Origin of the sequence: Clostridium sp. MF28 (assembly GCF_002969175.1) — a bacterium.
Lineage (GTDB): Bacteria > Bacillota > Clostridia > Clostridiales > Clostridiaceae > Clostridium > Clostridium beijerinckii.
In genome coordinates this window covers 5,249,000-5,267,615 of sequence record NZ_CP014331.1, presented here as the reverse complement: position 1 = coordinate 5,267,615, position 18,616 = coordinate 5,249,000, and the positions used below count along the sequence as shown (strand labels likewise).

Sequence of the window (18,616 nt, the reverse complement as noted above, 5' to 3'; positions counted from 1 at the left end):
GTTTCTCCTTTTAATCATAAAGCTTCATAACAATCTTGCTTATATTCTCGTAATCTAATTTATATGTTTTGTACAAGATTTCTACATTTCCCTGAGGAATAAATTCATCATCATATCCAAGTGATCTAATAGTTCCTTTATAATCTATTTCACTTAAATAATCTTTTACAGCTGAACCTAACCCGCCTTTTAAAATGTTATCCTCTATTGTTAAAATATTATATCCTTCTTTTTTTATATTTTCTAGTAATTTTTTATCAATTGGCTTAACAAATGTTGCATTAATAACCGTTGGATTTAATCCTTTCTCATATAGGAATTCTTTTGCAAGCATTGCATGTTGAACCATCCTGCCAGTTGCAATAATACAAACCTTAGAACCTCTATTTACTATTTCCCATTGTCCTTCTACCACCTCTTTAATTGGTGAAAGAGTATCAATTATGTTTCCACCCTTTGGATATCTTATTGCAACTGGCGCATTTTTGTTAATTGCCCACTTTAATAAAACATCAACTTCTTCTAGACATTTTGGTACAACTATATGTATATTAGGGATCATAGATAAATAGGATAAATCATTAATGCCTTGATGAGTTTCACCGTCTTCTCCAACTATTCCCGCTCTATCTATCGCAAATACTACTGGAAGATTTTGAATGCAAACATCATGCAATACCTGGTCAAACGCCCTTTGTAGAAATGTTGAATAAACTGCGAAAACAGGTTTTAAACCGTTACTCGCCATCCCAGCTGCAAGAGTAACTGCATGTTCTTCTGCTATTCCCACATCAAAGAATCTATCTCTAAATTTCTGTGAAAAGCACTTAAGTCCTGTACCTTCTGGCATAGCTGCTGTAATTGCAACTATTTTTTCATCTTGAGCTCCAAGATTTACTAGTGCCTTTCCAAATGCCTTTGAATAGCTATTCTTTGGTGATGCATTTGATTCACCGCTTTCTAAATTAAATGCTCCTACCGCATGGTACTTACTTGGACTTTCTTCTGCTAGCGCATAACCTTTTCCTTTTTGAGTTAAAATATGTATTATTACTGGTTCGTTTATTTCTTTTGCTTTTATAAACACCTCTGTCATTGCATCGATATCATGCCCATCAATTGGTCCAATATATTTTACCCCCATGTTTTCAAAAAACATAGATGGAACTATTAATTGCTTTATGCTATCTTTAACTTTAGATATTTTTCCCGCTATATTTTTACCTAGATTTGAGTTATCTAAAGATGCATGAATATCAGTCTTTAACTTATTGTATACTGGAGCTATTCTAAGTTTATTTAAATATCGTGATAATCCTCCGACATTTGTTGAAATTGACATCTGGTTATCATTTAATATAATTATTAATTTTGTTTTTCTAAACCCAACATCATTTAGAGCCTCGATTGCCATTCCACCTGTTAGCGCACCATCACCTATAACAGAGATAACATTATATTTTTCTTTCTTTAAATCTCTTGCCCTTGCAATTCCAAGAGCTGCTGATATTGAAGTACTACTATGGCCTGTGTCAAAATAATCATATTTACTTTCATTTCTCTTAGGAAATCCACTTATTCCATCGTATTTCCTAAGCTTTTTAAACCCTTCTTTTCTTCCAGTCAAAATTTTGTAAATATAACTCTGATGTCCTACATCCCATACTATTTTATCTTTATCAAAACTAAAGGCTTTAAATAAACTTAATGTTAATTCAACAACCCCTAAATTAGATGCTAAATGGCCACCAGTTTTAGAGACACTATCTATTAAAAATTTTCTAATCTCACTACTTAAAACTTTATAATCTTCTTCATTAAGCTTTTTTAAATCTTCTGGAAAATTTAATTTATCCAGTAAGTTCATAATAATCATTCCCTCTATTAATTTTCTCTATTTAAAAGAGTATATGTAAGTTCAACTAAGCAATCTGAATTAACACTCAAACTGTTAAGAATAGATATGCATTCTTTAGTTAAAGTTTCGCATAATTCTTTGCACTTATCTAATCCAAAGACCGATATAAAATTTGTTTTATTATGTTCTTCATCTGCATGTATATTTTTACCTAATATATTACTATCTCCAATAACATCTAATATATCATCTTTTATTTGAAAAACAAGCCCTAGCTTTTCACCATATTCCCTTAATAATCTCAAATCATCTTCAGGCGCTTCAGCTAAAATTGCTCCTGAAACTATTGCCGCTCTAATAAGTGCACCTGTTTTTTTAGCATGCATATATTCTAGCTCATCTTTTGATATCTTCTTTCCTTCTGAAATAATATCTACTACTTGACCGCCTATCATACCTTCTGCGCCTGCCGCAACTGCTATCTCATGTGCTGCTCTTAAAGCATTGTTTTCACTTTTTATCGCATAATCCATCATTATTATCATAGCTTCATTTAATAAAGCATCTCCTGCAAGAACTGCTATATTTTCCTGAAATTTAATATGATTTGTTGGTTTTCCTCTTCTTAAATCGTCATTATCCATACAAGGAAGGTCATCGTGAATTAATGAATATGTATGAATCATTTCCATAGCAGCGGCCATTGGTATAACTTTCCTATAATCTTCTTTGTATATATAATAAGTTAGCGAAAGCAATATTGGTCGTATTCTTTTTCCACCTATATTCAAACTATAGCTACATGAATCATATATAATTCTATTAAAACTTCCTTTTTCACTGAAGTAATTTTCCAAATATTCATTAATATCTTTTTTTAAATTATTTATCTCCATAATCTTCACTAAACTCCAATTCTTTATCATCTTTAATTATAGAAATTTTAGCTTCATAGGAATCTAAAATCTTATAAATCTTATTTACAAGTTTAACACCTTCTTCATAAGATTTCATAGATTCCTCAAGATTCAAGTCATCTGTTTCTAAATTGCTTAATATATCTTGAAGTTTAGTTAACATTTCTTCATAACTCTCTTTTTTAGCCATATCTCAAACTCCTCATTTTGATGGTATGAATTTTCCTTCTATATTGCCATCTTTAAGAATAACTTCTATATTTTTATCTTCATTTAGCTGTTCTTTCGATGTAATAATATTATTTTCATTATCTTTTATTATAGCATATCCTTTTGAAATTACCTTAATTGGATTATGAGCAAAAAGCAAATTATTTAAATTTTCTACTTTGTTCTTTTCTCCTTTAATTTTCGTTCTCATTGCAAAATTCAACCTATCTTGTAATCTATCCACTTCTAAATATGAATTAGATATTTTAGCCATCGGAGAATGAACCTTTAAAATTCTTTGAGCTCCTGATAAATTATTTCTACAAGTATCTAATCTATCACTTATATACTTATCTAAATTCTTTGAAATATCTAGTAATCTATCTTTTATATTATCACTAAGTGGAACAGCAATCTCAGCTCCTTGAGAAGGTGTTGCTGCCCTGACATCTGCTACAAAATCACAAATCGTAAAATCTATCTCATGCCCTACTGCTGAAATTATGGGTATTTTAGATTTGAAAATCGCCTTAGCCAACTCCTCTTCATTAAAATTCCATAATTCCTCTATGGAACCTCCGCCTCTGCCTACTATAATTATATCTACTGATTTCTTTCTATTAAAATAACTAATTCCAGAAATGATATCCTTGTAGGCACCTGCACCTTGTACTTTTGCCGGATATAGCACTACATCCACAAGACTGCTTCTTCTAGTTGAAACATTTATAATATCTCTTATTGCCGCTCCTGTTGGCGATGTAACTATTCCTATTCTCTGAGGATACTTTGGTAATTCCTTTTTATATGCTTCATCAAAATATCCTTCTTTAGATAGTTTTTCTTTAAGTTTCTCAAATTTAATGAATAAATCTCCTAAGCCTTCTTTTCTTATCTCATCACAATAAAGTTGGAAGCTTCCAGTGGCAGGGTATATTGATGCCCTACCTTTAATAATAACTTCCATTCCTTCTTCTAATGGAAAATCTAATAATACTGCATTACTTTTAAACATAACGCAATTTATCCTGCCACTACTATCTTTAAGTGTAAAGTAAATATGACCACTACTATGATACTTCAAATTAGAAATCTCCCCTTTTACAGAGAGATTACTTAAGATAAAGTCATTGTCTAACATTCTTTTTATATAATTTGTGACCTCTGAAACAGTTAAAGTCTTAATATTCATTTTCCCGTAAAGCCTCACATGCATTTTTTATTAATAAAGTAGTTGTTAACGAGCCAACTCCACCTGGAACTGGAGTTAAGTATCTACATTTATCTATTACCTTATCAAAATCTACATCTCCAGTTATTTTACCCTCAAAAGATGATGTCCCAACATCTATTACAATCGCATTTTCATTTACGTATGTTTCATCAATGAATTTTGGTCTTCCTATAGCTACTACTAAAATATCTGCATTCTTGCAAACTTCTCTTAGATTCTTAGTTTTTGAATGACAAATTGTAACTGTCGCATTTTCATTCAATAAAAGCTGAGCTACTGGCTTTCCAACTATATTGCTTCTTCCAAGGACTACAACATTCTTCCCTACAATATCTATGTTTAGACTTTTAATTAAGGTAATTACTGAATTAGGTGTACAAGGTAAAAATTTTGGCTCTCCCATATATAGTTTTCCTTGACTCTCAAATGTAAGACAATCAATATCCTTATTAGGAGATATTTGCTTGATAATTTTCTTTTCATCAAAATTATTCGGAAGTGGCAACTGTAGAATAATTCCATGAATATTATTATCTTCATTTAATTTATGTATTTCTGCTATAACATCTTCGTCATTGCAAGTTTCTGGTAAAGTTAATTTTAGAAACTCAACTCCAAGAGAATTAGCTACTTTCTCCTGACTGCCCATATAATAAATAGATCCACCATCATTTCCAACTAATATTGATGCAATTTTAGGAACTTGAAGATTTTTTTCTTTTCTATTATTAACAAAATTTTTTATTTCTTCTTTCACTTTTAATGCAACTTCTTTACCATTAATAATTTGCCCCATTTTATCATTCTACCTACTTTCACTTTGTAATCCTATTTTATATAATTTTAAGTATCTTTATTGCAAATATTCTAAACAAAATTAAGTTATAAATCATGTATATTTAAAATGTATTAGTATATAAAAATTAGTCCTACTTAATCTTATCTAGTACTCCGTTTATAAACGATACACTTTTTTCATCTGAATATCTTCTTGTAATTTCTAAAGCTTCGTTGATGGCAACACCTCTTGGTACTTCCTTATCATATAATAATTCGTATGTTGCAATTCTTAAAATGCTTAAATTAACTTTAGATATTCTTTCAATTTTCCAGTTATGTAAATTCTCTTGTATAACTTTGTCAATTGCTTCTTTATTATTGTTTACACCAATTAACACTTGTTTTACATATGTTAAGTCAATCTCTTTTATATCCCCTTCATAATTCTCTACAAATGCTTCCACTGCATCTTCCATTGTATCTTTGCTCAAAGTCATTCCAAATAGTAACTCCATAGCCTTTTCCCTTGATAATTTTCTGTTCATATATTCCTCCTAAATATGTATCATAGTTAATTATGTACATTTATCATTATACACACTTTTGCTTTCTTTTAAACCTTGGTTAATTTCAGCATAGAAACACCCTCTGAAAGCTTCAGAGGGTGAAAATCAAACTAGTTAGATTCACTTTCTTCCTTTTTTGATATATAAATATTCTGAACATAGATATTAACGGCTTCAACATATAGTCCCGTCATAGCTTCCACGGTTTTCTTAACATTATCTTGCACCTGAGGCACAACTTCCATTATTTTTTTACCATATTCAACTGATACGTTCATATCTATAATTGCTTTATCTTCTTCTAGAGTAACTTTACTTGCTTTAGCGGTGTTCTTTTTACCTTTAAATATGTTTGTTAAGTTGTTTGCAACACCCATTTGAGCATCTAATATTCCATCAATCTCCTGAGCAGCAATTCCTGCAATAACGCTTACTACCTCATCAGAAATTTTAACTACTCCGATATTTTCTTCTCTAACTAAATCTTCCATGTTACTTTAACCTCCTAGGTTTTGTGATAACAAAACATGATAATCTTGTGTTCATTATATCAAATATAATTTAACATTACAAATATATTATGGTTTTTATACTATTTTTGTACTTGTATTATTACGTCTTTAATTTTTGATATCTCTTGAACTATTTCTTGTATAGCTACAGTTTCACTTTCTTGAAGTTCATTAGGTGATTTAACAATTACTGTTGCTTTATCTGATTGTAACATACATAAAGCATCCTCATAACCTTTATTTTTGATACTTAATTCTATTCTTCCTTCACTATCTTTTGTCATTGTTTTTTGTGTTAACTCTTTTGTTGCTTGATCCTTTTGCTCCTTTGATGTATTTCCATCTGAAATTATTGAATTTAAAGTTTGTATTGTAGTTGAATCCTGTTGATCTCTTTCGCTTCGCGCATCATAAAAATAATTTTGTTGACTTAAAGCCTGTGTATCTTGTTCAGTTTTTGATTGATCAGTAGATAAAACCTGGCTTAAATCTGTTGGATCATTTAGCCCTCCGTTATTAAGTTTTGCTGCTAGCATTCCTACACATAATATTAATGCTAATAATGTAAATATAATCCCACATTGTTTCTTTGTCATAATATTCTTCCTCCCATTCTTTTTCTATAAAATTATATGCTACTTCTTCATGCTATATACATTAACCTTATCTAAACTTAAGTTATATAGTTTTGACACAGCTTGTTCTATTCCATATTTTATCTTGCTATTGTCAGCACCTTCTGCAAGTATTATTATCCCAGTAATTTTAGGCTTATAGGTTTTCAAAATAAATGGTTCATTATTCCCATCAGATGTTGTCATTACAGTTTTTGACGTATCTGTGTCTTGATTTGTAACTCTTTTTCCACCCTCGGTATCATTTTCCTCTGTAGTTGACTTTTGATTATTATTATCATACGCCGGAACTTTTTCTCCCCCATTTTCAAAAGACATCATTACCTCAACATCACCAACTCCATTCATTTTCTTTAATATGTTTTTTAAATCATTTTTTTGTTTTTCTTCATAATTTTTTTCATCTGATTCATTATTTATTTTAGTATCATCTACATTTTCTGCATTTGTTTTAGCTGCGGTAGATGATAGTTTATTGCTGCTAAAATTATTGTTGCCAGATGAAAATACATTCATAGCAATAAGTATAAATGCAAGTATTATACAAACTGCTATAAGACTTTTCATCTTTTTCTGCTCTAGTATTTTGCTAAATTCTTTTTTAAATTTATCTTTATCCATATATATACCTCCTACTCCTCTAATCCATATACTTCTATTTTCTCCTTTGGAATGTTTAATTCATTGCTTGCAAAATCAGCTATTTCACTATATTCCGCATTTTTTCCTTCGTTATTTTCATCTGCACCTTTGCTTATTACTATTTTTTTTATTTTATTTATTTTATTACTACTTACACCTATCCTAAGTTTCTTTACATTTATAGCTACTTTACTAAAATCCACATCACAATCAACTTCGCTCTTAAAGTTCATCTCTTTGAAATTATTTTTTAAAATGTTATCACAATTTTTATTAAAGTTGGCTACAAATGCTTTTTTTCTCTCATCATCTGTATTACTTTTGCTTAATGTATTTATACTTTCAAAATTAGCTGTATCTCTATCTTTTGAAAATGCTTGTTCATAATTATTAATTACATCTGTAAAGTTTTTTTCTCCACCTTCTACAATTTGCAATATTGGATTTAATATAATTGTTATTAGTATTAATCCCAAGACAAATTTTATATATTTCTTCATCTTACTAGGAGCAATCATCTCTACAGCGCTCATAAATATAAGAACAGTCACAAGGGTAATTACAAATTTTTTTAAAGCTTCCATAAACATATTATTTTATCCTCCAACTATAAACCTACCAGTGGATGCCATGATACCTATTAATATAAAAAACATAAAGCTTACAGTTAATACACATGATATTATAAGCATCATGGAACTTCCCGCTGCCTCCAATGACTTCGTTATTCTAGAATCGCTTATTGGTTCTATTAATGCCGCTGATAATTTATATATAAACTCTATAAGAACTAACTTAATAAGGGGGTGTAAGAGAATTAAGATAATTACAACTAACCCTATTGAACTTATAGCGTTTTTTATTATAAGTGAATATCCAGCAACAGAAGTAATCGCATCCGAAAAGGCTTTTCCAACAATAGGAATAAAGTTGTCTACAGCGAATTTTGCCGTCTTTAGTGTTACTGCATCAATCGTAGTTGATGTAATCCCTCTAATCGTTAATAATCCTATAAAAATTGTTACTATGATTCCCTGAAACCATATGATGATTTGCTTAAACAACTTACACAAATTATTTATTTTATGCTCTGCTGATATGTTATTCGCAAATTCTAATACAAATCCCATTAATATCATTGGAATTATCACATTGGAATAAACTTTAGGTATAAATACAACTGCACCAAGTACTATAGGATCTAATGTAGTAGCCGCTGCTATTCCTCCAGCAAGAGAAATCATAGTCACAAGAATAGGGAGAAGCGCACTCATAAAATCTGAAATATTATTTATTACATCTTTAGCAACTGAAATTGAAATTATAAAACTCTTTGATAACACCATTATTATTAAGGCGTAGCATGCATAAAATGCTACTTGGGATATACTTTCACCTGAAAATGCATCTTGTAGATTTTTTAGTAGTGAACATATTATTGCTATTGTAACTATTGATATTACTAAAGATAATACACTTTTCACTTCTTTAAATATTATGCTTAATGCTGCTTTTAGAAGTGTATCAATTGAAAGATTCCCTTTACCTTCTTTGATATAAGTTTTGACATATTCAACTGGATTTAAATTATTCATGAGCTCAACATCTGTTTTCATTTTGCTTATATATTCATATAGCGAATTAATTTCTTCTTTCGCACTTCCCCCTAATTCATCTATGTTAACTTCATTTTCAGAAGATTGTTTACTTTTATTCTTATCATAAAAGTTTGTGTTATTACCTGTTTCAATATCAACTTTATTATTTACTTCTGCCGCATAAATAGTTCTCGATTCAATAAAAGAATCACCTGTCACAGCCGAAATAAATATGTTAATCATAAGGCTCATTAATACTATAAACGTAACTCTTTTTATCATCTTCATATATAAACACCTACATTATCTGCAATATAGAATTTAATACTGCCATAAGTATCGGAATTGCTAGTACTAAAATCATTATTTTACCTGATAAATCTATTTGAGTCGCAAGGCTATCGGCATTAGCATCCTTACATAATGCACTTGAAAATGATGCTATATATGCTATAGCCAAAATCTTGAGTACTATTCCAATATAGACCATATCAATATTGGCTTTATCTGCAATTTCTTTTACAAAGTCTATCACTTGTCTAAGTGGCTCTATCATAATAAGAAGAATTAATGCACCCGCAGTTAGAACAAGGAATGTATTTAATTCATTTTTAGATTGCTTGAATAATAGCATAATAAATAATGTTATAAACGCTATGCCTACAATTTTTACTATTAACATAATCTGCATCCCTACATTACAAACATAGTTTTAACAGTACTAAATAAATCCCCTATGATCGAAACTATCATAAGCAGAATTATTACAACTCCTGCAATATTTGTTATAGCTGCAATCTCACCTTTTCCACTGCTAGTAAGAACCTTATCTAATACTACTAAAAGTATCCCAGCTCCTCCAATTTTAAAAAGTATAGTTATATCATGCATTTATCTTCCTCCAATCCTTATTTAGTATAATTATTTTAGCTATTATAAATTATTTATAATGACCTCATATCATAAATATGATTATCATTGCTCCCAAACATACTCCAAGATATCTATAAAGCTTTGTATTCTTCTTTGCATTTTCCTCTGCATCACTTAGATTTATTTTTATTCCTTCAATCGCCAATAAGAATATTTTTTCTTGTCCATAAACACCTGATTCTCCAAGAGACTTAAAAAAATCTGACATTATCTTTCTGTCATCACGTTCAAGATAAAATTCATTTTCCAACACTTCAAACTCCTCTAATGCTGCTTCATATACGCTTTCTACATTCCCTTTTAGTAATCTATTAACCACTAATTCAATAAAATTGCTCAGAGGCTTGCACACTTTATGTGATAAATTTCCTAAAGCTTCAGGCAAAGGAGTTGTTCCATAAACTATATCATTTTGGAGAATTGTTAAAGATTTCAATATCTCTTTAAGCTGCTCCTGCCTTTTCTTGAAAGTTTCTCCATATGCAAATCCTATATATGTGCTTATAATAAATATGCATACTATAAGAATTAATTTAAGCACATACTCTCACCTCCTTTTATGCTATACACATTTTCAACTGTTCCAATACCATTTCTATTACTTAATATTATTACTCTTTCCAAAATCTCATTATCTAATAAGTCACTAAGGACCCTTCTCTTATATAGATCTTCTATTGTAAAACCATGGATTGTTGTTATTATATTTACGCCAGAATTGAACGCCATAATAAGTGCTTCTACATCTCCCTTAGTGCCTATTTCATCGCAAATTAGTACTTCCGGAGAAAGACTTCTAATTGCCATGATTAACCCTTCTCTTTTTAAACAGTTATCTAATACATCTGTTCTGATTCCTAAATCGCTTTGAGGAATTCCAAAATAGCAGGCTCCTATTTCACTTCGTTCATCTATCACCGCCACCTTCTTACCAGCAATCCCCAAAGATGGCATTCCACTTGATATATTTCTAGCTATGTCTCGTAAAATTGTTGTCTTTCCACATTTAGGTGGAGAAATTATTATAGTATTATAAACTTTATATGCTGATGTAATATATTTCATAACCTTATTTGAACATCCAATTACTTCTCTGCAAATTCTTATATTTACAGATGAAATATTTCGTATAGTCTTTACTTCACCCTTTTCCATTACACATTCACCAGCTATGCCGATCCTATGTCCACCTTTAATTGTTATAAATCCTTGCCTTATATCTTCTTCATAGGCATATAATGAATAATTGGAAACTTTTTGCATAATACTTTTCATATCTTCCTTTGTAGAAATATAATTAATAATACTTTCTCCATATTTTGAGTAAACTAAAATTGGTTTCCCAATTTTAATTCTAAGCTCATATACCTGTTCTTTATTAAGCCTATCCTTAAGTAAATTGCCTATTTTAGTTGGAAAAATTCCTACTATCTCTTCTTCACCAATCAAAACTCCACTGCCTCCTCCATCGTTCTCTTAATTAATTAATATTTAATATCTCCCCAAAATATTACTGAATTATAATAAAAATATGTAAATTAAAAAATGGCTATCTTAAATTTAACTTTAAGATAGCCATTTTATTTATATATTTAATAATTAATTATCCTTTTATATTCTTTTTACAATAAGGACATGGAATTTCTTCGTTATTGCTTAGGGTAGATTGTTCAATAAAAATTGGTTTATTACAATGAATACAGTTTATTTCCGTATATTCATCTTCGATATCATTTAATTCATCTATAGACATCTCTTCAAATAGTTCATCTTGAATATTTGATAAATCATCATCCATAAATCTAATATTTTCTTCCAATGTTTCTTGATTTACAGTCAACTCTTCTATTCTTTGATTCATAACTTCTAAAATAGAGTATACATTATCAAAACATTCTTTATAATCCTTATTTTCTATTTTAGATAAATTCTTTTTTAAAGCTTCAATCTCTTTGCTAAGCTCTTCCATATCTTTTCACTTCCTTCTCTTTATTTGTAAAAATGTTGAGATTAAATATAAAATAAAGTTGCTAAGCTTCTCGCTTAGCAACTATATAGCTTAAACTCTTTCCATGTATTCGCCAGTTCTAGTGTCTACTCTTATAACATCACCTTCATTAACAAACATAGGAACATTAACTATCGCACCTGTTTCAAGTGTAGCTGGTTTCATTGCATTAGTAGCAGTGTTTCCTTTAACACCTGGTTCAGATTGTGTTATTAATAATTCAACAAAGTTTGGAGCTTCTACTGAGAATGCATCACCTTTAAAGAATTTTATTGTTGCAAACATATTTTCTTTTAAGAATCTTATTGCATCTTCAACTTTTTCATAGTTTAAAGGAATTTGCTCATATGTTTCTTGATCCATGAAGTAATATAATTCTCCATCTGAATAAAGATATTGCATTTCTTTTCTTTCAATTACTGCTTCTTGTAATTTTGTAGTTGGGTTGAATGTTGTATCTGTAACTCCACCTGAAATTACATTTCTAAGTTTAGTTCTTACGAATGCTGCTCCTTTACCTGGCTTAACATGTAAAAATTCTACTACTGTAAATACTTGTCCATCCAATTCAAACGTTGTTCCTTTTCTTATATCTCCTGCTGTTATCATTAAAGATCCCTCCAAATTTATAAAATAAGACATATAATAAATAACACCTCTAAGATGTTCTGTATTCTTTTTGTTACTAAATAAACAACATTACATCAAAGTAATATATTATTCAGTAAATATATTACTTTAGTATTATACAAAACAGACTATCATAATGACTTGTTATTTTTTTAATATGCCTAATTACCGCGTAACTTTTTCCAAATATTAAGCTAATATACTTAATCGTTGACATAACACTCATATTTTATCAAAAGACAATGATAATTGCAATCTTTCTGATTATTTTCCAGTAAAATTTTATAATTTTATAGCCTTTTAAACACTTTCCTTAGTGCTTATATCTAATATAATAGAGGTTTCGTCCTTATTTTTATCTATAATATAGTTATTCACATCATAATTTTTTAATTTAGGCAACTCATTTAATAGATCATCTTTACTACCGGATATTTTTATTTTCACATACCATTTACCGTCTTTTTCATTAGCAGAAAGAATATTCTTTTCATTTAAGCAATCTAAATCTCTGTTAATTTGTTTTAAAGTTTTATGATCGTAAAATTTATTTTGATAATTGTGTACTTTGATATTATTAGCTTTTTTTATATTATTTATACATAGTATTTGCGTAAAGGCTAATATTATCATTATGCTTAAAATTATATGATTGAGTAGTCTATTCATATAAGCTTACTCCTAGTTTATATTTTTCATTATCATTTAAATTCATATCATGTATTTCTATAAAACCATTGGAACTTAACTCATCTATATCACTTAAATTATTTACTATTATATCCCCGCCATTATTAGTTATGTGTGCCTCTTCAATATTGTCTTTCATTAAATTTTTTACCCAAATGCTAATATCTTCAAACTTAATCTTACCTTCTTCTAGGTTACTATTTCTATTTAATTTAGAACTTTCTTTAGTTTCACTTATATTTTGAACTACAAACGGAAAAGCAATTAAGTTAATAATTAAAAATAATATTATTACTTTATTCTCCTTTCTAATTGTGTTCATTTCAGCCTTGTTAAAAAATCTTTCTGGAATGAAATCTTTGTTTTTCGTATATATTTTCATTTATAAATTCTCCTATATTCACTTTTTTAGCCTTAGATTTATTATTGTCTGAAATAATATCAACCGTATTGTCATCAACGTATATTCCTTCGAGATCACCTTTCTTTAAAAGTTTCTCTTCAACAATATGTTTATTTTCAGAAACAAATCCATCATGATATAATCTATCCCTAAATGATACATAATAATAGCATGTATCATATTTTATTAGTGCTTTAAAATTTCTATTATTATCTCTAACTATTTTCATCAAAGCATCTTTTATTATAAATTGAATTGGCTTAATTTCTATATTTATTGCCTTCTCCACTACTTTTTCAACTCTCTTAGACCCCTTTATAGAGTATATTGAAATTACATTTCCCTTTTTCTCAAAATCATATAGTATATCTCCATTTTGAGGGAAATCATTTCTAATTTTTGAATCTACAAAGCCGCATAATTTACATCTTCTTACAGAATTCTCAAAATGGCTCACAAATAATTCTTCTTGAAGTATTACCACCTTTATATTTGAAGTTAATAAACCACTTAATTCTCTAAATTCATTAAAATCATATTTTTTTCCATCATATGTGCAATAATTTTTTTTAATAAATATTATTGATTTTCTCATTAAACACCTCTTTTATAAACTCTTAGTCTAAATGCTTTTATAATTATTCACATTATCATAGATGCTATTTGTTATAGTCATCAAAATTATATGTCGGAATTAAAATTATTTTTTCCCCCTTAAAACTGTAAACAATTGATCTTTTTCTTATTACATCATCTTCTTTGTAAGTTGTTAATAGAAGTTTATTATTATCTTTATTGTATTCGATTATATTATCATCTATTTTTTTATTAAAGTTTTCTGAAAACATATCTTCATTCAGTTTCTCACTATTTACTTTCTCTCTATTAATCTCTATCATAAACTTATTTAACACTTGCTCCTCATTTGAATTCAAATCATATCTATCTTTATCAAAATTGTATAAACAGCTTAGTTCATTGTTGTTTTTCATCATTTTGAACATAAAACACCCTAGAATGCTCATTAAGGATAATACTATCATAGTACTTATTAATACAGTTCCTTTTTTCTTCAAATGCACTTAATAAATTCCCTCCCATCTTTGTCATGTAGTATAAAATAAATTAATTTTCCTTTTCCCTTAATTTCAAGATTGTCTATATCTTCAAGCATAGTATTTATTGTTTGTGTAACATCATTTCTTGTATATTTTATAAAAACTTTTCCATCATAAGATTTAATTATTTTATCCATGCTATTAAATTCATCATTCTTTAAAAATTTAATTTGGTTATTATTGACTGTTATCTGCTTAATTCCACCTTCACTTACGATATTATCTAAATCTATAAAAAAATTTTGATAGTTATTATACTTTATACTTAACTGAATTGATTCTAAATACGCTCTATACATGGATGTAAACAAACTTATTCCAGATGCCAAAATCATTGTTGTTAAAAAAATATACGCTAATGATTCAATAATAGTAAATCCTCTCTTCTTTTTAAAAACGTATCCAATTTTATACTTCATCCATCCACCAACTTTTAGTAAACTTTTTTTCCACATTCACTTCATTTTTTCCGACCTTAATATTAGCTACTATTTCTAAATTTAAGCCAATGCCATCCTCACTTATTTTGTTTAGCCTAATGTCTTCTCCATCTTCTAATTCATCTAAATTTTTATATATTAATTCTCTACTAAAATCACCATTATATTTAAATCCAATTTTATTTTCTAACATTTCATGTATCTCTTCACTTGATGTATTGTATTTTAATTCATTTTCCAAATTACTTATTGCCCTATCGACTTCTTCTTTTAAAATTCTTTCCCTTAGTATATTAGAATTTTCTATGCTCGTACTTATAATAAATGTAGCAGTCAAAGTTACAATCATTGCAGACGCTAATGTTTCAATTAATATACTGCCCTGCTTTTTCATATTGCTTCACCATTCTTTATACTAATCAAATCCACTCCAACGCCTATCGTTATATCCTGCTTTACACCGCAATTATCTATTATCTTTATTGTATTCCCCCTAGATATTTTTCCATCTGGCGTTACCAATATATTTATATCTCCACTAATGATTTTTATTTCTTTCGAAATATATACAGTCTTCTCTATACTATCCCATCCATCTATAAATTTAATTTCATTTTTACTTGCCATTACAGTTATTTTTCCATAGTTATTCTTTTCTCTACAAACCGCTTTGCCATATGAAAGTAAATTTTGAATCTCATAAATATATTCCGAATTATCTATATTTTTTGATACATTCCGAGCAAATTTACTTAATGATATTCCTACACTAAGTAAAATTGTTAGTATAAAAATACTTACCATAGTTTCTATTAAAGTGAATCCCTCTCTTCTCATTTTCTTATTCCACCCTGAAGATTATTAAACAATGGAAGGACAAATATCAGTAAAAATAAAGCTATGAAGCTTGCCATCATAATTATGAAAATCGGGTTTATCATTTTTAAATATTTTTGTATTTTCTCATTAAGTCTATATTCTAGAGTATTGGCTAATTCTTTAAAACCTTCTTCTATTGTCCCCCCTTCTTCTCTAATCCTTACAATAGCTAACGCATATTTTGAAAAAACTCCACTTTTCTCTAAAGACTCAGTTAGAGTTTCCCCGCTTATAATATTTGAATTTATTTCAGTAATTTTATTTCGTAAATACATAAAACTCATACTATTTTCACAATATTTAAGAGCCTGTGAAATATTTATTCCAGTACTTGTTATTATTGAAAAAAGCAATACCATTATATACTCAAAGAAAGATCTTACTATACTTATTTTCGTTAGCTTGTTTATGCTAATTTGATTAGATAAACACTTTGCTAAAATTATTAATATTACACTCCAAGAAAAAATTGCAGCACCAGTAACTAGATGATTGTCCTTAAAAGCAATACTCATATCATATATGACTTGGCAACCTTTTGGTAATTTGATATTCATAGATTTATAAATTTCGAAGAAATTCGGAATCACTTCATTTACCAAAAATATACTAAGTAATATCATTGAAATAAATACAAACATCGGATAAATACATGCATTTTTAATTTCTTTCTTAATAAATATAGATTTATCATAATAGATACTTAATCCCTTTAACACCTCATATAGTTTTCCTGTATTCTCGCCAATTGAAATAATTCCTATGAAGAATTCTGGATATAAGTCTTTAAACTCCGAAAATCCTTGTGACAAACTACTGCCTTGTTTTATTAACTCTAAAACGCCATATAAACTTTCCTTATATATCTTACTTTGTAATGTATCCGCCACCAAATCTAACGCTTCGGTTATTCTTATTCCATCTTTATAAATCTGTGCTAAACTTCCTGATATTAATGCCAGTTGTTCTTCATTTACTTTATGCTTAATCTTAATCCCTTTTTTTAAGCTAAAATATGTTATATTTTTAAATCCTCTATAACTTGAACTTTCCGAATCATTACTATTCATTCAATCTTTCCCCTTCTATAAATTCTATATAATCACTATTAGATATCTTTCCTTGAAGTAATAACTCTTCCAAATCTTTCTTCATATTTTCATTTGATAGGTATTTGCTATCCTTATATAAATCCCCCATCCTTTTTTCACTATTTTCCTGTAAGAAGTGAACCGAACTGATTATTTGTCTTCCTGCATACCCTGAATAATTACACATTTTACAGCCACATTTTTTATATAATATCTTTCCATTCACTGAATTTTCATCATCTATATTCTTACAATCATCACATAAAATCTTAACTAATCTTTGTGATATTATTCCAACTAGCGCATCACTCAATAGATATGGTTTGATCCCCATATTTTCTAATCTTATATAAACTTCCCTTGCTGATTTACAGTGAATAGTGCTATATACTTTATGCCCAGTAATCGATGCTCTTACCGCCATGCTAGCAGTCTCTTCATCTCTTATCTCTCCAATCATAATCACATCTGGGTCCTGTCTCAATATACTTCTAAGGCCATTCGAAAAATCTATGTCCAATTTTTTATTTAGACTCATTTGGTTGATATTAGGCATGACTATCTCAACTGGATCTTCCAAAGTCGTTATATTTAAAGCCTTGGAATCGATTTCCTTCAATATTGTGTAGATTGTAGTAGTTTTACCAGAACCGGTTGGGCCGCTAATTAATATAAGCCCGTTCTTCAAAGATATTATTTTTCTAATCAGTTTAATTTGACTTTCTGAAAATCCTAAGTCCTCAAGATTATAGTCAAAGTTATCACAATATAATATTCTAATTACTAATTTTTCTCCATATACTACAGGTATTGAAGATACTCTTAAATCGTATTTTAGATTATTATAATTAACTATTATTTTTCCATCTTGAGGTCTTCTTTTTTCAGTTATGTCCATATTAGCTTTCAGCTTAATCTTCGATGCAAGAGTTATATATTCATCAGAATCTATTTTGTGCACCAAAACTAAACTACCGTTAATTCTATATCGTACATAAACACATCCATTTTGAGGTTCTATATGAATATCGCTGGCATTAACCTTTATTGCATTAGTTATCAATATCTCTTCTAATGATTTATCATCTATACCAAATATTATATTTTTTAAACTTTCGTAATTTCTCTCTTCGATTTCTTTGATAACTATGTTTTTGTTATATATAAATCTTAGATATTCTTTTGCTTCTTCAGTTACTCCATATGACAAAACTATTACCTCGTCCAATTTTTCCTTTATTGGAATAACTCTATACTTCTCACAAATTTCTTTTTTTAAATTTTTAGCAGTTCCTAAATCTACATCTTCAATTTCATATTCCTTAATTTTAAACACACCTATCTAATTTTATATTTTTTAGTTTCTATTTTAAATTTTGAACCAAAATCTCAGTAATTATTCATTATATTCCAAATAATGTAATCTTTTTTATCGCCTAAATAATAGAAATTACTAAACTTTTAAATTAAAA

Annotated in this window: 26 protein-coding genes; all 26 read right to left on the bottom strand. The window is 28.5% G+C overall.

Going from position 1 to position 18,616, the window contains the following annotated elements; genetic code table 11:
- Positions 1–10: 10 nt before the first annotated feature.
- A complete protein-coding gene (gene dxs / locus AXY43_RS23265; protein ID WP_039770546.1) occupies positions 11–1,867 on the bottom strand; it encodes a 1-deoxy-D-xylulose-5-phosphate synthase in 1,857 nt (618 codons plus the stop codon).
- 17 nt (positions 1,868–1,884) lie between these two features.
- On the bottom strand, positions 1,885–2,754 hold the full coding sequence (locus AXY43_RS23260; RefSeq protein WP_077868090.1) for a polyprenyl synthetase family protein: 870 nt from the start codon (positions 2,752–2,754) through the stop codon (positions 1,885–1,887).
- Positions 2,741–2,965 carry an exodeoxyribonuclease VII small subunit gene (locus AXY43_RS23255; RefSeq protein WP_011969028.1) on the bottom strand — a complete coding sequence of 75 codons (225 nt, stop codon included), beginning with the start codon at positions 2,963–2,965 and terminating at the stop codon, positions 2,741–2,743. Before AXY43_RS23255 ends, AXY43_RS23260 begins: the two co-directional genes overlap by 14 nt.
- A 12-nt stretch (positions 2,966–2,977) precedes the next feature.
- Positions 2,978–4,177, bottom strand: a complete 1,200-nt coding sequence (gene xseA / locus AXY43_RS23250; protein ID WP_105412221.1) for an exodeoxyribonuclease VII large subunit — start codon at positions 4,175–4,177, stop codon at positions 2,978–2,980.
- Positions 4,167–5,015: a bifunctional methylenetetrahydrofolate dehydrogenase/methenyltetrahydrofolate cyclohydrolase gene (locus AXY43_RS23245; protein WP_105412220.1), complete on the bottom strand. Its 849-nt coding sequence runs from the start codon at positions 5,013–5,015 to the stop codon at positions 4,167–4,169. Before AXY43_RS23245 ends, xseA begins: the two co-directional genes overlap by 11 nt.
- A 133-nt stretch (positions 5,016–5,148) precedes the next feature.
- Complete coding sequence (nusB, locus tag AXY43_RS23240) at positions 5,149–5,544, bottom strand: transcription antitermination factor NusB (protein WP_065416376.1); 396 nt, start codon at positions 5,542–5,544, stop codon at positions 5,149–5,151.
- Between the two features lie 131 nt (positions 5,545–5,675).
- Positions 5,676–6,056: an Asp23/Gls24 family envelope stress response protein gene (locus tag AXY43_RS23235; RefSeq protein ID WP_011969024.1), complete on the bottom strand. Its 381-nt coding sequence runs from the start codon at positions 6,054–6,056 to the stop codon at positions 5,676–5,678.
- Between the two features lie 101 nt (positions 6,057–6,157).
- Positions 6,158–6,673, bottom strand: coding sequence for a SpoIIIAH-like family protein (locus AXY43_RS23230; protein ID WP_105412219.1), 516 nt, complete (start codon positions 6,671–6,673; stop codon positions 6,158–6,160).
- Positions 6,674–6,712: 39 nt separating this feature from the next.
- Positions 6,713–7,333 carry a stage III sporulation protein AG gene (spoIIIAG, locus tag AXY43_RS23225; protein WP_011969022.1) on the bottom strand — a complete coding sequence of 207 codons (621 nt, stop codon included), beginning with the start codon at positions 7,331–7,333 and terminating at the stop codon, positions 6,713–6,715.
- 11 nt (positions 7,334–7,344) lie between these two features.
- The gene (gene spoIIIAF, locus AXY43_RS23220) at positions 7,345–7,944 is read right to left on the bottom strand and encodes a stage III sporulation protein AF (RefSeq protein WP_077868086.1); all 600 of its coding nucleotides are present in this window, start codon (positions 7,942–7,944) and stop codon (positions 7,345–7,347) included.
- Positions 7,945–7,950: 6 nt separating this feature from the next.
- Positions 7,951–9,240, bottom strand: coding sequence for a stage III sporulation protein AE (gene spoIIIAE / locus AXY43_RS23215; protein ID WP_039770562.1), 1,290 nt, complete (start codon positions 9,238–9,240; stop codon positions 7,951–7,953).
- A 10-nt stretch (positions 9,241–9,250) separates the two neighbouring features.
- Positions 9,251–9,634: a stage III sporulation protein AD gene (spoIIIAD, locus tag AXY43_RS23210; RefSeq protein ID WP_011969019.1), complete on the bottom strand. Its 384-nt coding sequence runs from the start codon at positions 9,632–9,634 to the stop codon at positions 9,251–9,253.
- Between the two features lie 11 nt (positions 9,635–9,645).
- Positions 9,646–9,843 (bottom strand): stage III sporulation protein AC, encoded by a 198-nt coding sequence (spoIIIAC, locus tag AXY43_RS23205; protein WP_011969018.1) that lies wholly within the window; start codon positions 9,841–9,843, stop codon positions 9,646–9,648.
- A gap of 64 nt (positions 9,844–9,907) precedes the next feature.
- The gene (gene spoIIIAB / locus AXY43_RS23200; protein WP_023974715.1) at positions 9,908–10,426 is read right to left on the bottom strand and encodes a stage III sporulation protein SpoIIIAB; all 519 of its coding nucleotides are present in this window, start codon (positions 10,424–10,426) and stop codon (positions 9,908–9,910) included.
- Complete coding sequence (spoIIIAA, locus tag AXY43_RS23195; protein ID WP_023974716.1) at positions 10,414–11,334, bottom strand: stage III sporulation protein AA; 921 nt, start codon at positions 11,332–11,334, stop codon at positions 10,414–10,416. Before spoIIIAA ends, spoIIIAB begins: the two co-directional genes overlap by 13 nt.
- Positions 11,335–11,488: 154 nt before the next feature.
- Positions 11,489–11,854: a CD1247 N-terminal domain-containing protein gene (locus tag AXY43_RS23190; RefSeq protein ID WP_011969015.1), complete on the bottom strand. Its 366-nt coding sequence runs from the start codon at positions 11,852–11,854 to the stop codon at positions 11,489–11,491.
- A gap of 90 nt (positions 11,855–11,944) precedes the next feature.
- On the bottom strand, positions 11,945–12,502 hold the full coding sequence (gene efp, locus AXY43_RS23185) for an elongation factor P (RefSeq protein ID WP_023974718.1): 558 nt from the start codon (positions 12,500–12,502) through the stop codon (positions 11,945–11,947).
- Between the two features lie 321 nt (positions 12,503–12,823).
- Entirely contained in the window at positions 12,824–13,192 is a 369-nt protein-coding gene (locus AXY43_RS23180) for a hypothetical protein (RefSeq protein WP_017208892.1), read from the bottom strand.
- Complete coding sequence (locus tag AXY43_RS23175) at positions 13,185–13,595, bottom strand: hypothetical protein (RefSeq protein WP_017208891.1); 411 nt, start codon at positions 13,593–13,595, stop codon at positions 13,185–13,187. Before AXY43_RS23175 ends, AXY43_RS23180 begins: the two co-directional genes overlap by 8 nt.
- Positions 13,546–14,211, bottom strand: coding sequence for a hypothetical protein (locus AXY43_RS23170; RefSeq protein WP_023974719.1), 666 nt, complete (start codon positions 14,209–14,211; stop codon positions 13,546–13,548). The genes AXY43_RS23175 and AXY43_RS23170 overlap by 50 nt, the downstream gene beginning before the upstream one ends.
- 64 nt (positions 14,212–14,275) lie before the next feature.
- Positions 14,276–14,698 (bottom strand): hypothetical protein, encoded by a 423-nt coding sequence (locus AXY43_RS23165; RefSeq protein WP_023974720.1) that lies wholly within the window; start codon positions 14,696–14,698, stop codon positions 14,276–14,278.
- Positions 14,689–15,189, bottom strand: coding sequence for a hypothetical protein (locus AXY43_RS23160; RefSeq protein WP_236892163.1), 501 nt, complete (start codon positions 15,187–15,189; stop codon positions 14,689–14,691). Before AXY43_RS23160 ends, AXY43_RS23165 begins: the two co-directional genes overlap by 10 nt.
- Positions 15,143–15,568: a hypothetical protein gene (locus AXY43_RS23155; protein WP_039770571.1), complete on the bottom strand. Its 426-nt coding sequence runs from the start codon at positions 15,566–15,568 to the stop codon at positions 15,143–15,145. The genes AXY43_RS23160 and AXY43_RS23155 overlap by 47 nt, the downstream gene beginning before the upstream one ends.
- Positions 15,565–16,011, bottom strand: coding sequence for a type II secretion system protein (locus AXY43_RS23150; protein WP_039770574.1), 447 nt, complete (start codon positions 16,009–16,011; stop codon positions 15,565–15,567). Before AXY43_RS23150 ends, AXY43_RS23155 begins: the two co-directional genes overlap by 4 nt.
- Entirely contained in the window at positions 16,008–17,123 is a 1,116-nt protein-coding gene (locus tag AXY43_RS23145; protein ID WP_023974724.1) for a type II secretion system F family protein, read from the bottom strand. Before AXY43_RS23145 ends, AXY43_RS23150 begins: the two co-directional genes overlap by 4 nt.
- Positions 17,116–18,480: a GspE/PulE family protein gene (locus AXY43_RS23140; protein WP_181246065.1), complete on the bottom strand. Its 1,365-nt coding sequence runs from the start codon at positions 18,478–18,480 to the stop codon at positions 17,116–17,118. Before AXY43_RS23140 ends, AXY43_RS23145 begins: the two co-directional genes overlap by 8 nt.
- Positions 18,481–18,616: the final 136 nt, after the last annotated feature.